This window comes from Mycolicibacterium peregrinum (genome assembly GCF_001665625.1).
GTDB classification, from domain to species: Bacteria; Actinomycetota; Actinomycetes; order Mycobacteriales; family Mycobacteriaceae; genus Mycobacterium; species Mycobacterium peregrinum_B.
Window position 1 is genome coordinate 1 of sequence record NZ_LZSY01000134.1, and the last position, 13,856, is coordinate 13,856.

Genomic DNA, 13,856 nt, shown 5'->3' on the forward strand with positions numbered 1-13,856 from the left:
AGGACCTGGACCTGCCCTACGGCTACGCCCTGACCTACAGCGGTCGGATCTCGGGAGTCACCGAGCCCGGTGAGCTGTCGGTGCACTACCCGTTCCCGACGATGGATCTCGTCGTCCTCGACGACGCGCTGAAGTACGGTTCGCGGGCGGCCAAGGCCCGGTTCGCGATCTACATCGGTGACTTGGGCGCGGACACCGCGGCCACGGCGCGCACGATCCTGGCCAAGGTGCCGACCCCCGACAACGCGGTGCTGCTCGCGGTCTCACCCGATCAGCACGCGATCGAGGTGGTCTACGGCGCCGACGTCAAGGGCCGTGGCATCGAAGAGGCTGCCCCGCTGGGCGTCTCGGCGGCCGCCGCCTCCTTCAAGGAAGGCAACTTGATCGACGGCCTGATCAGCTCCGTACGCGTGCTGTCGGCCGGCGTTTCTCCCGCCTAGTTCTTTCACACCGCGAGCGTGCGTGTCTGCTGTCGGACACGCCGCTCGCGGTGTGCTTTTTCCGCACGGTCGCGGACTGGCGAGCGTCAGGTCAGACCGGCACGGATCTCCACATAGCGCGTCAGGAACGCACGCTCGTCCAGCCGCTTGCGCCGCATCCAGGTGCTGACCTCGAAGTTGCACTTGCTGGCATTGCATGAACCGCACGCCGGCACGACGTTGTCCACGGTGTAGCGCCCGCCACGTGAGATGGCCATGACGCAGTCCTTCTGGAACGGGCCCGTGGTGCTGCGGCAGTAGGCGCACCCGTCCCACGCCGACTTGATGGCTTCCCATTGTTCGTCGGTGAGGTCGTGCTCGACGAGGTCCATCCGTCGCTTGCGTTTGCGGGCGGCCCGTGCCGCGCGGGTTCGACTGACCGCCATCGACACAGCGTATGACCGCGAGCGTGCGCAGAATGCTGTCCAGACCCGGTGTGTCGGGCAGCAGACACGCACGCTCGCGGTGCAGGTTGGGGGAACTAGCTGACGTCGAAGGCGCGGGCGCGCAGGGAGCGCTCCACACCGGCGCGTCCCTCGATCACCAGACGGCGCAGCGCGGGCGGCACCTCTGGATCGGACAGGAACGCGTCCGCCGCGTCGAGCCCGTTCTGACTGATGTCCCACGACGGATACAGACCGATCACCACGGTCTGCGCGACCTCGCTCGACCGCCGCTCCCAGACCCCGGAGATCGCGGCGAAGTAGCGGGTGGTGAACGGCGCCAGCAACTCGGACTGGCCGGGCTGCACGAAGCCGCCGACGATCGCGCGGGTGGTGATGTTGGCGATCGTGTCGTCCTCGATGACCTGCTCCCACGCCGCGGACTTCACCTCGTCCTGCGGGCGAGCGGCCGAGGCCGCAGCAGCGTGCCGCTTGCCGGCCGCAGTCGGGTCGGCCTCGGCCTCGGCGTCGATGAACGGCGTGTCGGGGCCGTCGGCGTCGATCTGCCCGTTGCGGGCCAGCGCCGTGACGATCCGCCAGCGCAGATCGGTGTCGATCACCAGGCCGGCCATGTTCACCGCGGCGGGTTCGTTGTCGAGCAGAGTCGACAGCACGGCGACGTGGTTGGGCGACAGCACCGAGGTGCACAGCGCGTTCACGAAAGCGAGCTGGTGATCAGAACCGGGAGCGGACTCGCGCGCCCGGTCGAGCAGAGCATCGCCGAACGCAGGCCAGCCGATTTCGGTGGCCCAGCCCGGATCGGCGTAGGAACTCAGCGCGGTCTGCGCCTGCATCAGCAGCCGCTGCGCGACGCCGACCTCGGTTTCGGCGTGGATGCCGCTCATCACCAGCGCGACGAAGTCGCGGGCTTTCATCTCGGCTTCGCGGGTCATCTCCCAGGCTGCCGACCAGGCCAGCGTCCGGGGGAGAGGATCGGCGATGTCGGCGATCCGTGACACCACGGTCGACAGTGACGCCGGATCCAGCCGCAGCGAGCAGTAGGTCAGGTCATCGTCGTTGACGAGAATCAGCTTTCCGCGCGAAATGCCTACCAGGGCAGGAACTTCCGTGATCGGTCCTTCGACGTCGAGCTCCTCGCGGTGTACCCTCACGAGCTTGCCCGAGCCGGCCGGGTCGTCGTCATAGATACCGACGGCCAGCCGGTGCACGCGGGTCTCCCCGGCGCCCGGGGCGGCCCCGGACTGCGCGACGGCGAACCGGGTGAACGCACCCGAATCGTCCACGTCGAAGTCGGCCCGCAGCGTGTTCAAACCCGTTGTCTTGAGCCACTGTTGGCCCCAGCCAGACAGATCACGGCCAGAGGACTTCTCGAGAGCGCCCAGCAGGTCGCCGAACGTGGCGTTGGCGAACGCGTGGTCGCGGAAGTAGTCGCGCAATCCGGCCAGGAACTGCTCGAGCCCGACGTAGGCCACCAGCTGCTTGAGCACAGAGGCGCCCTTGGCGTACGTGATGCCGTCGAAGTTGACCTCCACGGCGGCCAGATCAGGGATGTCGGCGGCGACCGGGTGGGTCGAAGGCAGCTGGTCCTGGCGGTAGGCCCACGACTTCTCGACGTTGGCGAAGGTGGTCCAGGCGGTGTCGTATTCGGTGGCCTCGGCCTGGCACAGCACCGACGCGAACGTCGCAAAGGACTCGTTGAGCCACAGGTCATCCCACCACTGCATGGTGACCAGATCGCCGAACCACATGTGTGCCATCTCGTGCAGCACGGTCTCGGCGCGCCGCTCGTAGGAGGCCCGGGTGACCTTCGACCGGAAGACGTAGTCCTCCAGGAACGTCACCGCGCCGGCGTTCTCCATGGCCCCCGCATTGAACTCGGGCACGAACAGCTGGTCGTACTTGCCGAAGGCGTACGGCGTGCCGAAGTTGGCGTGGTAGAAACCGAAGCCCTGCTTGGTCTCGGTGAAAAGCCGCTCGGCATCCATGAACTCGGCCAGTGAGGCCCGGCAGAAGATGCCCAGCGGGATCTCGCCGTGCTCGTCGGAGTACGAGTCGCGCCACACCGCGTACGGCCCGGCGATGAGCGCCGCCAGATACGTGCTCATCTTCGGGGTGGTGGCGAAGGTGTGCACAGAGCCCGAGCCATTGGGCTCGGCGGAGGTGGTGGCGCCATTGGAGATCACCTGCCAGTGCGACGGCGCGGTGACCTGAACGTCGAACGTGGCCTTCAGGTCGGGCTGGTCGAAGCAGGCAAACATCCGCTTGGCGTCGGCGGTCTCGAACTGCGAATACAGGTAGACCTCGTTGTCGACAGGGTCGACGAACCGGTGCAGGCCTTCACCGGTGTTGGAGTACAGGCAGTCGGCGTCGACCACCAGGACGTTGTGCGCGGCCAGCCCGGTGAGCGCGATACCGGTTGATTCGTCGTAGCCCGACACATCGAGCGCGACGCCGTTGAGCGTCGCGCTGTGGACGGTGTCGGCCGCTAGATCGATGAAGGTGTCGGCGCCGGCGAGGGCATCGAACTTCACGGTGGTGGTGGACCGGAAGGTGCGTTCGCCGGGTTGGCCGTTGCCGTCGGTGAGGTCGAGGACGACGTGGTAGTTGTCGACGGTCACCAGAGCTGCGCGCTCTACGGCCTGATCGCGGGTGAGATTCGGAAGTGCCACGCGTCCAACCTAGTGGCTGGACGCCGGCTGGAGTCGGCCTACTGGGGGAAGCCGGCGATCCCGGCGAGTCCGTTGAGCGCGCCGAGGTTGTTCAGGATCGAGCCGTCGCCGATCGACGACATCATCTGCGGGCAGTACATCTGGATGGCGATGCCGGTGAAGAACGACGCCATCTGGGGCGACATGCCGCCGTCGCCGCGCATCTGGGAGGCCACCGACGCGAAGTCCTTGCCGGGCTCGACCAGCATCGGACAGACCTCCTGCCCCATCTGGACGGCCGCACCGGGATCGCCGTAGCCCACCCCGGCGTCGTTCAGGGCGTTCAGGAACGAGGTGTCGGTCGTCGGATCGGGGACCGGGGCCGGATCGGCCTGTGCCGGGACGGCCAACGCGAGGGCGACGGAAACGACACCTACGGCGGTCAGGAGGGCGCGAGCGGCCATATTGAGCTCCTCAGCTATCACGCAGAACTCCTAGATCGCTCTGCTCACTTGGGCAACAGTGGTTTACCAGGGTCACAGGAACAACACGTTTCGATAAAAGTTCGCGCACTATGCGTTTCCTGTGCCGCTGCCGTGACTCCAGCATGCATGTCGGCATGCGTGCCACCAACCTTGTCGTAATCGATCTCCGGATAGTTACTCGCGTCGGGAACATCTCAATACGGGTGCACAGTTGTGTTGAACGCAGTTGTGCCTTGAACCACATCGAGAGGAACACCTAGATGGCTCCCCAAGATCAGAACGCAGGCCAGAAAGACACCGCCGGGTTTTGGTTCGACCCGCTGTGCCCGTGGTGCTGGATCACCTCGCGCTGGATCCTCGAAGTCGAGAAGGTCCGCGATATCGACGTGCAATTCCACGTCATGAGCCTCGCGGTGCTCAACGAAGGCCGCGACCTGCCCGAGAACTATCAGGAACTGATGAAGAAGGCGTGGGGCCCCGTCCGGGTCGCCATCGCCGCCGAGCAGCTCAAGGGCCCGGAGATCCTCGGCCCGCTCTACACCGCGATGGGCTTCCGGATCCACAACCAGGACAACAAGGACCTCGACACCGTCATCGCGCAGGCACTCGAGGAAGTCGGCCTGCCCGCCGAACTGGCCGAGGCAGCCGACACCGACAAGTACGACGAGGCGTTGCGCAAGAGCCACCACGCCGGCATGGACGCCGTCGGTGAGGACGTCGGCACCCCGACCATCCACGTCAACGGCGTCGCGTTCTTCGGCCCGGTGCTGTCCAAGATCCCGCGCGGCGAAGAGGCCGGCAAACTCTGGGACGCGTCGGTAACGTTCGCGTCATACCCGCATTTCTGGGAGCTCAAGCGGTCGCGTACCGAGGCGCCGCAGTTCGAGTGACGGGTGAACTTCACCCAAAATCGCGATTCCGGTTGCGTGACACCGTGGCTCACGCCACGGTGTACGGATGACAGCGGCTGAGCCCAGCACCGACGGCTCGTACCGGGACCGAATCGCCGCCGTGGAACCGGGCGGCAACGAGCACATCGCCGACGCCGACCGGCACGGAAAACCCAGCCAGTTGTTCTGGACCTGGACGTCGCCGAACCTGGAGTTCGCCACCATCTTCCTGGGTGTGCTGGCGGTCTCCGTCTACGGCATGACGTTCTGGCAGGCGGTGTCCGGCCTGGGGCTCGGCACCGGACTCGGCGCGCTTGCGCATTACTTCCTGTCGAAACGCGGGCCGCTGCACGGTGTTCCGCAGATGGTGCTGGGCCGGCTGGCGTTCGGCTTCCGGGGCAACGCCGTGCCCTCGCTGCTGATGACGGTGACCGCGGGCATCGGATGGTTCGCCACCAACAGCGTCAGTGGGGCATTCGCGTTGTCCACGTTGTTCGCCATCGCACCGGTGCTGGCCCTGGTGCTCGTCGTCGTGGTGCAGACCGCGCTGGCGGTGTTCGGGCACAACCTGGTGCAGGCCTTCGAACGCTGGGCGTTCCCGGTACTCGCGGTCATCTTCGCCATCACCTCGGTGGTGATACTGAGTAAGGCGAACCTGGGCGCCCCGGCGGTCACGGGCGGTGTCGGAGGCACGGGCGGCTTCCTGCTCACCGTGGGCACCGCGTTCGGCTACGTCGCGGGGTGGGCGCCGTATGCCGCTGACTACACCCGCTACCTCCCACGGTCCGAGGCCGGCCCACGCACCGGATTCTTCGCCGCCGCAGGGCTGTTCGTATCCTGCATGCTGTTGCAGACGGTCGGTGCCGCGTCGGTGACCATCGGTCCCGCCGTCTCGGATAACCCCACCTCCGCGTTCACCGCGGAGCTGGCGCCGTGGCTGGCCAGTCTGACCCTGCTGGCCATCGCGATCGGGGCGATTGCCGCCAATGCAATCAACATCTATTCGGGCGCAATGGCTTTCGTGACCATCGGGATCAAGCTGCCGCATCACATCGCGCGGGCCCTGGCGACCGCTTTCTTCGGGATCGTCGGATTTCTCATCGCCTGGTGGGCGCTGGCCGACGCGGCGGCGAGCTACGAGGCGTTCCTGTTGATCATCGCCTACTGGATCGGACCGTGGCTGGGCGTGATGTTCGCCGACGAGTACCTGCGCGGCGATCAGCCCGTGGCGCACTTCCTCTACGACCGGTCCTACACCAACTGGCCCGGCCTGGCGTCGTTCCTGCTCGGCCTGGTGGTCTCGGTGACGCTGTTCTGCAACCAGACGAAGTTCGTCGGCTACATCGCGCGGGAGGTTCCGCAGTTGGGTGACATCACGTTCTTCGTCGGCTTCCTCATCGCCGGGGCAAGTTATCTGCTGTTGTGCCGATCGAAGCTCACCGCGGAACGGAGGGTGGCGGCATGACCCCCGAGCAGATGCTCGACGTCGCTGTCGACGAGGCGCGAAAAGGGTTGGCCGAGGGCGGCATTCCGATCGGCGCGGCGCTGTTCAGCTCGGACGGAACACTGCTGGGCGCCGGGCACAACCGGCGCGTGCAGAACGACGATCCGTCGATCCATGCCGAGACCGACGCCTTCCGGGCCGCTGGGCGCCAGCGCGGCTACCGGTCCACCATCATGGTGACCACCCTCTCGCCGTGCTGGTACTGCAGCGGGCTGGTCCGTCAGTTCAACATCGGCGCCCTGGTGATCGGAGAGAGCCGGACCTTCACCGGCGGGCATGACTGGCTGGCCGAGCACGGTGTCGCTGTCACCCTGCTCGACGACGAACGCTGCGTGGCGATGATGGAGAACTTCATCGCCGAGCGGCCGGATCTGTGGGCGGAGGACATCGGCGAATGAGCGCCATCGCAACTGTCGACATGTCCCGCTGGTATGCCGGTGGGGCCGAGGCCGACGCGGTGGCCGCCGAGGTCGACGCCGGCCTGCAGCGCGCCGGGTTCATCGTGGTCACCGGACACGGCGTGGACACTGACCTGGCGAGCAAGGTGCGTGCGGCCAGCCGCGAGTTCTTCGCCTTGTCCGACGAGGTCAAACAGCGCTACTCGGTACCGGTCGGCGGGCACGGCTGGATCGGCCCTGGGGCCGAGGCCAACGGCTACGCCGAGGGCACCGAGACCCCGCCCGATCTCAAGGAGAGTTACAGCCTGGGCGCCGAGACCGCGACCGGGGACCCCGAGGTGGACCGGATCTGGTTCGCCCCCAACGTATGGCCGGCCGAGGTGTCCGCGTTGCAGGCATTGGTCGACGAGTACACCGCTGCGATGCGCAAGGTCTCCGACGAGCTGCTGGCGTTGTTCGCCCACGCCCTCGGACTGACGGTCAATCCCTTTGTCGCACTTGCGGACCAGCCGACGTGGACCATGAACATCAACCACTATCCGCCGGTCAGCGTGGTGGGAGAGCCGGAGCCCGGACAGTTCCGGATCGGACCGCACACCGACTTCGGCACCGTCACGATCCTGGACCGCGAGCCCGGCGCCGGCGGATTACAGGTGTACTCCGAGCAAGAGGGCTGGAAGGACGCGCCGTGGGAGCCGGGATCGCTCACGGTCAACATCGGTGACCTGCTGGAGTATTGGAGCGGGCGCCGGTGGCCGTCGGGCCGGCACCGCGTGTTGCCGCCCCAGCCGCACGCCCCCGAGGAGGACCTGGTCTCGCTGATCTACTTCTACGAGGCCAACCACGACGCGCTCGTCACTCCGCTGGAGCCGCCGATCGGCACGGTCTCGGGTCTGGAGCCGGTGACGTCAGCGGCCTTCATCAAGGAACGCCTGGACGCCATCACCCTGGGGTAGCTCTGTGTGGGCGGCATCGAGATCGGCGAGTTGTTGCTCGTTGAGCACGAGGTCGCCTGCCGCCAGGTTCTCCTCGAGGTGGGCGACCGACGTGGTCCCGGCGATGAGCAGGGTGTTGGGCGCGTGCGCGAGTAACCAGGCCAGCCCGATCTGTGCGCCGCTGACGCCGAGGTCCGCGGCGATCCGTTGCACCACAGCGTTTTCGGCGACCTTCGGAAAGCCCGGGAACGCCGAGCCGAGGGGAAAGAACGGCACCCAGGCGATGCCCTGTTCATTGCACAGTGCCAGTTCGTCCTCATGGCTGCGGTTGAGCAGGCTGTAGGCATTCTGCACGCACACGATCCCGGCGGGCAGCGCACGGCGCAGGGTCTCCAGGCCTACGTTGCTGATCCCGATCGCCCCGATCTTGCCTTCGTCGCGCAGCGCGATCATCTCGGCCAACTGATCGTCCAGATCGACGATCTGCTCGCCCTCGGCGACCAACCCGGGGCCGATGTCGGCGCGCCGCAGGTTCACGACCGGAATCTGATCCAGCCCGAGGCCGGCCAGGTCCAGTTCGACGGCGCGGCGCAGGTCCGCGGGGTGCTGGGCCAGTGCGAGAGGTATCGGTCCGGTGGCGGGCCGGGCCCCGACCTTGCTGACGATGAGCAGATCGTCCCGGTACGGGGCGAGCGCGTCCCGGATGCGCCGGTTCACCACGCCGTCGTCGTAGAACGATGCGGTGTCGATGTGGTTGACGCCGAGCTCGACGGCGCGGTGCAACACGGCAGTCGCGTCGTCGTGGGGGAGCTCGCGTCCGAGACCCATGGCGCCGTAGCCGATCCGAGCCACGCTGTGTCCGCCGATGGTGCCGGTGCCGCCGGGATGCGATGTGGTCATGGTGCGCTCCTGGGATGTCATACTCGAAAGCGATGCGGAGGGACCTCCGTTTCACCACGCTAACAAAACGGAGGGGCCTCCGCTATGGCTGAACGGGCCGACGCCCGACGCAACAGGGAACGCCTGCTTGCGGCCGCCGCGGCAGCGTTCGCCACGTCGGACGGTCCCGTCTCGCTGGAGGCCATCGCCCGGGAGGCCGGTGTCGGCATCGGGACGCTCTACCGTCACTTCCCCAGCCGCGAGGCCCTCATCGAGGCCGTCTACCGCGCCGAACTGGCCGAGGTCTCCGCGTCCGCGGCGGACCTGTCCAGCCGGTACCCACCGCCGGTGGCGCTGCGCCGGTGGATGGACCGCTACGCGACGTTCGTGGCCGCCAAGAAGGGCATGGCCGAATCGCTACGCACCATCTTCGAATCCGGCGCAGTCGACCACCGCGACACCAAGGCGAGCGTGACCGGTGCCGTCCAGATCCTGCTCGATGCCGGTGTCGCCGATGGCAGCCTGAACGCTGATGTGCGGGCCGAGGACGTGGTGGCCAGCCTGCTCGGAATCTTCCTGGCCGGCGGCTCGGCCGAGCAGGCGCAGCGAATGCTCGATCTGCTCCTGGCAGGTATCCGAGCTGGTGCTGTGAAGGGGTGATGACCAGTTAGGGTTACCGACATGCGCGTCTACATCGGTGCCGACCATGCCGGATTCGAGTTCAAGCAGACCATCATCGAGCACCTCAAGAAGACCGGCCACGAGCCGATCGACTGCGGTGCCTACACCTACGACGCCGACGACGACTACCCGGCGTTCTGCATCGACGCTGCGGTCAAGACGGTCGCCGACCCGGGCAGCCTGGGCATCGTGCTCGGCGGCTCGGGCAACGGTGAGCAGATCGCCGCGAACAAGGTGCCCGGTGCCCGCTGTGCCCTGGCCTGGAGCGTCGAGACCGCCAAGCTGGCCCGCGAGCACAACAACGCCCAGCTGATGGGCCTGGGCGGCCGCATGCACAGCGAGGAGGAGGCGTTGGCCATCGTCGACGCGTTCCTGTCGACGCCGTGGTCGGAAGCCGAGCGCCACCAGCGCCGCATCGACATCCTGGCCGAGTACGAGAAGGACCACGTGGCCCCGCCGGTTCCCGGCGCGCCTGCCTGACCCATGCCCGAAGGGCACACCCTGCACCGGTTGGCCCGGCTGCACCAGAAGCGGTTCGGCCGGGCGCCGGTGGTGGTGTCCAGCCCGCAGGGCCGCTTCACCGACGGTGCGGCCGCGGTCAACGGCCAGGTGTTCAAACAGGCCGACGCCTGGGGCAAGCACCTGTTCCACCACTACGCCGGCGGACACGTCGTGCACATCCATCTCGGTCTGTACGGGACCTTCACCGAGGCACCGATTCCGCTGGGACTGCCGGTCGGCCAGGTCCGGATGCGGATCGTCGGCACCGAGTACGGCACCGATCTGCGTGGCCCCACGGTGTGTGAGGTGATCGCCGAGCCCGAGATCGCCGATGTGGTCGCGCGGCTCGGTCCCGACCCGCTGCGCAAAGACGCCGACCCTTCGTTGGCCTGGACGCGGATCAGCAAGTCGCGCAGGTCAATTGGTGCGTTGTTGATGGACCAGTCCGTGATCGCCGGCGTCGGAAACGTGTACCGCAGCGAGCTGCTGTTCCGTCATCACATCGACCCGTACCGGCCGGGTACGCACCTGGGCCAGACCGAGTTCATCGACATGTGGACCGATCTCGTCGAGCTGATGAAGGTCGGTGTACGGCGGGGCAAGATCGTCGTCGTCCGCCCCGAGCACGATCACGGGGCACCGTCCTACGGTCCTGGCCGGCCCCGCACCTACGTGTATCGCCGGGCAGGGGAGGCGTGCCGGGTGTGCGGCACAGGCGTGCGCACCGCAGAACTGGAGGCCCGCAACCTGTTCTGGTGCCCCGACTGCCAGGTGTGAGTGCGCGCCGGCGTCACTGGCACGGGACAATCTCCGGGTGGAATTGATCCTCGTCGTCGTCGGAGCCATTCTCGTCACCGCAGCCGCGCATCGGCGTGGCCAGGAACCCGCCCTGATCATCGTTGTCATCGGCAGCCTGGTCTCGTTCCTTCCCGGCTTCGAACCTCCCGAACTCGATTCCCACATTCTGCTGACGGTGGTGTTGCCACCGCTGCTGTATTCAGCGGCATTGGACTTCTCGTTCCCGACGTTCTTCCGCAACATCCGCCCGATCCTGGGCCTCGGGGTCGGGCTCGTCGTGGTGACGGCCTTCGCCGTGGCAGCGGTGTCGTCCTGGCTGGTGCTGGTGCCGTTGACCTTCGGGCTCGCGTTGGTGCTCGGTGCAATCGTCGCGCCGCCCGACGCGGTGACCGCCGTCGCGGTCGGGCGCAAGCTCGGTCTGCCCAAACGGGTGATGGCGATCCTCACCGGCGAGAGCCTGATCAACGACGCGGCCGCGCTGACCCTGTTCTCCATCGCAGTGGCCCAGGTGGCAGGCAGCCACACCTTCATCGAGAACCCGTTCCTGCTGTTCGGTTACAGCGCCACCATCGGCCCGCTGGTCGGGGCCCTGCTCGGATATCTGACGCTGTGGATTCGCAAGCATCTGGACAATCCGGGGCTGGAAACCGTGCAGGGCCTGGTGGTCCCGTTCGCGGCGTTCATCACCGCCGAGGAACTGCACGCCTCCGGGGTGCTCGCCGTGGTGGTCGCCGGCTTCGTCGTCGGCAACGGTGCGATGGGCGCGGGGTACCAGACCCGGCTGCAGGAGCGGTACGTCTGGAACTCGTTGGACGTGCTGCTCGAGGCGTTCGTGTTCGCCTACATCGGGCTGCATCTGCGGTTCGTCCTGGAACACCTGAACGAGGCCCACGAGTCGCTGGCCGAGGTGGCGATCGCCTCGATCATCGTGTTGGTGATCGTGCTGTTCATCCGGCCGCTGTCGGTCTTCCTGATGTTCGGCCGCAACAAGCTGTCCCGGCACGTCGAGAGCAAGTTCAGCACGGCCGTTCCCGACGGCTCCGTTGGTCTGCGCAGACGAAAGCCCAAGGCGCGCTGGCGCCGGATGATCGACCGCCGCTCGCTGAGTTGGCGGGAGAACCTCGTGGTGTCCTGGACCGGGATGCGCGGCGTGGTCACATTGGCTGCGGCTGCGGCGATCCCGGCCACCACCGCCAGCGGCGAACCGTTTCCGGAACGCGCCACCATCCAGGCGATCGCATTCGTGGTGAGTGTGGGCACACTGCTGATCCAGGGATGGACCTTGCCACTGCTGATCCGCCGGCTCAACCTGTCCCGGTTCTGCGACGACCATGCTGCCGACCGGGAAGAGGAAATCAAGGCGGAACGGGTGGTGCACGATGCGGCCGACGAGGTGCTCGACGCGTTCGAGGCCGACCCGCCCGACGGTTTGGATCCACGTGTGGTGACCGAGATTCGCGCGGTGATCGCCCGGCATTCACAAGACGCCGACGAGATGCCGGACCCCGAGGCGCTCACCAAACGGGCCGCGGTGTTCTCGGGCCTCTACCGGGATGTGCTTGCGGCGCAACGCGGGGCGCTCATCACCGAGCGCGACGAGGGCCGGATCGAGGACGAAGCGGTGCGCGCCATGCTGGAGCGGCTGGATCTGCAGGAGGCCGGTGTGTCGGCACGTCTGGAGAGCCGCCTCTAAAAGAGGTTCTGCTCGGCGGGCGGGTCAGAAGCCCCCGAAGTCTCCACCGAAGTCGCCGAACCCGCCACCGTCGAAACCGCCGCTGTCCCAGCCGCTGGCATCGGTGCCGCCCCAGTCACCGCCGCCGTCGGCTCCGCCGGTGTCGCCACCGTCGAAGCCGCCACCGTCCTGGCCGGCCGCGAAACCATCGGAATAGCCGTCACCGTAACCATTTTCGAAGCCCTGGGCGCCGTAGCCGACTCCGTGCATGCCCGAGAACATCGCGTCGAACAGCAGGACCGAGCCCAGGCCCCAGGCGCCGGCCACCAGCGCCGGCTTCCACCACGGCTCGGAGTACCAGCCGGCGGGCACCGGGCGTCCGGCCACCCGGCCGCCCGGGTAGTAGTTCGGGGTGCGCTGCGACGGGGTGGGGGAGGCCTCGATCTCACGACCCTCGAAGTTGACCCGGCGGTCTTCGGTGACCTCGCCGGCCGCCCGCTGCCCGGTCAACGACTCCAGCTCCGGACCCGGATCCATGCCCATCGCGGTGCGAGCCGCGCGCACGTAGTAGAGCCCCTCGATGGCGCTCTCCTTGGCCAGAGCGGCCTGTTTGGCAGTGGTGGCCTGATCGATCTGGGAGGACGCTGCGGTGTAGCGCTCGGAGGCGTCGGCCAGCGCCTGCTTCGACGCGTCGTCGGAGCCGGTCAGGTTGAGCACCTGCCCGCCGAGACGCTCGATCAGCCGGCGGGCGTCAGCCTTGGCGTCGGCCAGTGACTCCGCGGAGCGGCGACCGTTGGCCTGCGACGAGCTGTAGACAGCGAACGCGATCGCAGCGATGACCAGGACGATGAGTACCAGCAAAACGCTGTTCATGGCGTCCAGCGTACCGACGTGAACCAGTGCTTCCGGGTTCTCGAAGGGAACTCAAATTACGCCGAGAGCGGAGTAAACCTCGTTCGACAGGGCGACCGTACGAGGGTCGGCATTGCACTTGGTGGCGTCGAAATAGTTCATCACGTACGCATATCCGATCCGGTGCTCCAGGTCGACGAAGGCGAACGAACCCCCCGACCCGCCGTGCCCGAAGATGCCGGTGTTGGGTCCGGCCACCCCGCGCTGGTTGAGCATGTAACCCAGACCCCAGCCGTGATCGGCGACCCGCGCACCCAACACCACGTCGGCGTCGAACCCGCCCTGCGAGACGCGGCAGCGCTCCATGTGCTCCCGGGTGAGCAGCTTCTCCTGGGCCAGTGCGTTGTAGACGGTCGCCATGCCCAGAGCAGAGACGTGTGCGTTGGTGCTCGGGAACTCCGCTGCGCGCCAGGCGTCCAAGGCCTGCACGCCCAGTTCGTCATCAGGCACGAAGTCCATCGACACCGCCCAGCCGGCCATCGGATGGTCGGCAAGCGATGCCGGCGGTCCGTCGACGTGGTTGTCGGCCAGCAGGCTTCGTACCGACGGCTTGTTCACCATCTCTGCGCACCGGTGATGCTGCCAGGCCGGCAGTCCGATGTGGATATCGGCGCCCAACGGTTCGGCGACCTCGGTGCGCAGGTATTGACCGATGGTGCGGCCGGTGACC

The 13,856-nt window shown here is 67.2% G+C and carries 15 protein-coding genes; 9 read left to right on the plus strand and 6 right to left on the minus strand.

The annotated features are described in order from the left end of the window. Positions 1–440: DUF5130 domain-containing protein (locus tag A5779_RS21745; RefSeq protein WP_236734845.1), on the plus strand; the 440-nt coding region annotated here is incomplete at its 5' end. Between the two features lie 86 nt (positions 441–526). Here the strand turns inward: A5779_RS21745 and A5779_RS21750 are convergent. The 3 genes from A5779_RS21750 to A5779_RS21760 all read right to left on the minus strand — a co-directional run bounded on the left by A5779_RS21750 (position 527) and on the right by A5779_RS21760 (position 3,995). Then, positions 527–865: an HNH endonuclease gene (locus tag A5779_RS21750; RefSeq protein WP_064885557.1), complete on the minus strand. Its 339-nt coding sequence runs from the start codon at positions 863–865 to the stop codon at positions 527–529. A gap of 95 nt (positions 866–960) precedes the next feature. Then, positions 961–3,552, minus strand: coding sequence for an aminopeptidase N (gene pepN / locus A5779_RS21755; RefSeq protein ID WP_064885535.1), 2,592 nt, complete (start codon positions 3,550–3,552; stop codon positions 961–963). Positions 3,553–3,590: 38 nt separating this feature from the next. Next, a complete protein-coding gene (locus A5779_RS21760) occupies positions 3,591–3,995 on the minus strand; it encodes a DUF732 domain-containing protein (protein ID WP_064885537.1) in 405 nt (134 codons plus the stop codon). Positions 3,996–4,276: 281 nt separating this feature from the next. Here A5779_RS21760 and A5779_RS21765 point away from each other — a divergent pair, with 281 nt between their 5' ends. From A5779_RS21765 to A5779_RS21780, 4 genes are all read left to right on the plus strand, one after another. Beyond that, positions 4,277–4,906 carry a mycothiol-dependent nitroreductase Rv2466c family protein gene (locus tag A5779_RS21765; RefSeq protein ID WP_064885539.1) on the plus strand — a complete coding sequence of 210 codons (630 nt, stop codon included), beginning with the start codon at positions 4,277–4,279 and terminating at the stop codon, positions 4,904–4,906. A 67-nt stretch (positions 4,907–4,973) separates the two neighbouring features. Beyond that, entirely contained in the window at positions 4,974–6,371 is a 1,398-nt protein-coding gene (locus A5779_RS21770; RefSeq protein ID WP_064885541.1) for a purine-cytosine permease family protein, read from the plus strand. Continuing rightward, positions 6,368–6,808 carry a nucleoside deaminase gene (locus A5779_RS21775; RefSeq protein ID WP_064885543.1) on the plus strand — a complete coding sequence of 147 codons (441 nt, stop codon included), beginning with the start codon at positions 6,368–6,370 and terminating at the stop codon, positions 6,806–6,808. Before A5779_RS21770 ends, A5779_RS21775 begins: the two co-directional genes overlap by 4 nt. Further along, on the plus strand, positions 6,805–7,764 hold the full coding sequence (locus A5779_RS21780; protein WP_064885545.1) for an isopenicillin N synthase family dioxygenase: 960 nt from the start codon (positions 6,805–6,807) through the stop codon (positions 7,762–7,764). The genes A5779_RS21775 and A5779_RS21780 overlap by 4 nt, the downstream gene beginning before the upstream one ends. On the opposite strand, the gene A5779_RS21785 is transcribed toward A5779_RS21780, so the two are convergent. Then, on the minus strand, positions 7,717–8,643 hold the full coding sequence (locus A5779_RS21785; protein WP_064885547.1) for an aldo/keto reductase: 927 nt from the start codon (positions 8,641–8,643) through the stop codon (positions 7,717–7,719). The genes A5779_RS21780 and A5779_RS21785 overlap by 48 nt on opposite strands. An 84-nt stretch (positions 8,644–8,727) precedes the next feature. Between A5779_RS21785 and A5779_RS21790 the strand changes: the two genes are divergently transcribed. From A5779_RS21790 to A5779_RS21805, 4 genes are read left to right on the plus strand one after another with little or no spacing between them, the layout of a single operon-like run. Continuing rightward, positions 8,728–9,282: a TetR/AcrR family transcriptional regulator gene (locus tag A5779_RS21790; protein WP_064885549.1), complete on the plus strand. Its 555-nt coding sequence runs from the start codon at positions 8,728–8,730 to the stop codon at positions 9,280–9,282. Positions 9,283–9,303: 21 nt separating this feature from the next. Further along, positions 9,304–9,783, plus strand: coding sequence for a ribose-5-phosphate isomerase (locus A5779_RS21795; RefSeq protein WP_055115633.1), 480 nt, complete (start codon positions 9,304–9,306; stop codon positions 9,781–9,783). Positions 9,784–9,786: 3 nt separating this feature from the next. Continuing rightward, positions 9,787–10,581 carry an Fpg/Nei family DNA glycosylase gene (locus tag A5779_RS21800; protein WP_064885551.1) on the plus strand — a complete coding sequence of 265 codons (795 nt, stop codon included), beginning with the start codon at positions 9,787–9,789 and terminating at the stop codon, positions 10,579–10,581. Between the two features lie 37 nt (positions 10,582–10,618). Further along, positions 10,619–12,295 (plus strand): cation:proton antiporter, encoded by a 1,677-nt coding sequence (locus A5779_RS21805; protein WP_064885553.1) that lies wholly within the window; start codon positions 10,619–10,621, stop codon positions 12,293–12,295. Positions 12,296–12,319: 24 nt separating this feature from the next. Here the strand turns inward: A5779_RS21805 and A5779_RS21810 are convergent, their stop codons facing one another. Together A5779_RS21810 and A5779_RS21815 are read right to left on the minus strand one after the other, a co-directional pair. Continuing rightward, positions 12,320–13,147: a hypothetical protein gene (locus A5779_RS21810; protein WP_055115627.1), complete on the minus strand. Its 828-nt coding sequence runs from the start codon at positions 13,145–13,147 to the stop codon at positions 12,320–12,322. 51 nt (positions 13,148–13,198) lie between these two features. Further along, the coding region (locus A5779_RS21815) for a serine hydrolase (protein WP_165609817.1) at positions 13,199–13,856 on the minus strand (658 nt) is incomplete at its 5' end.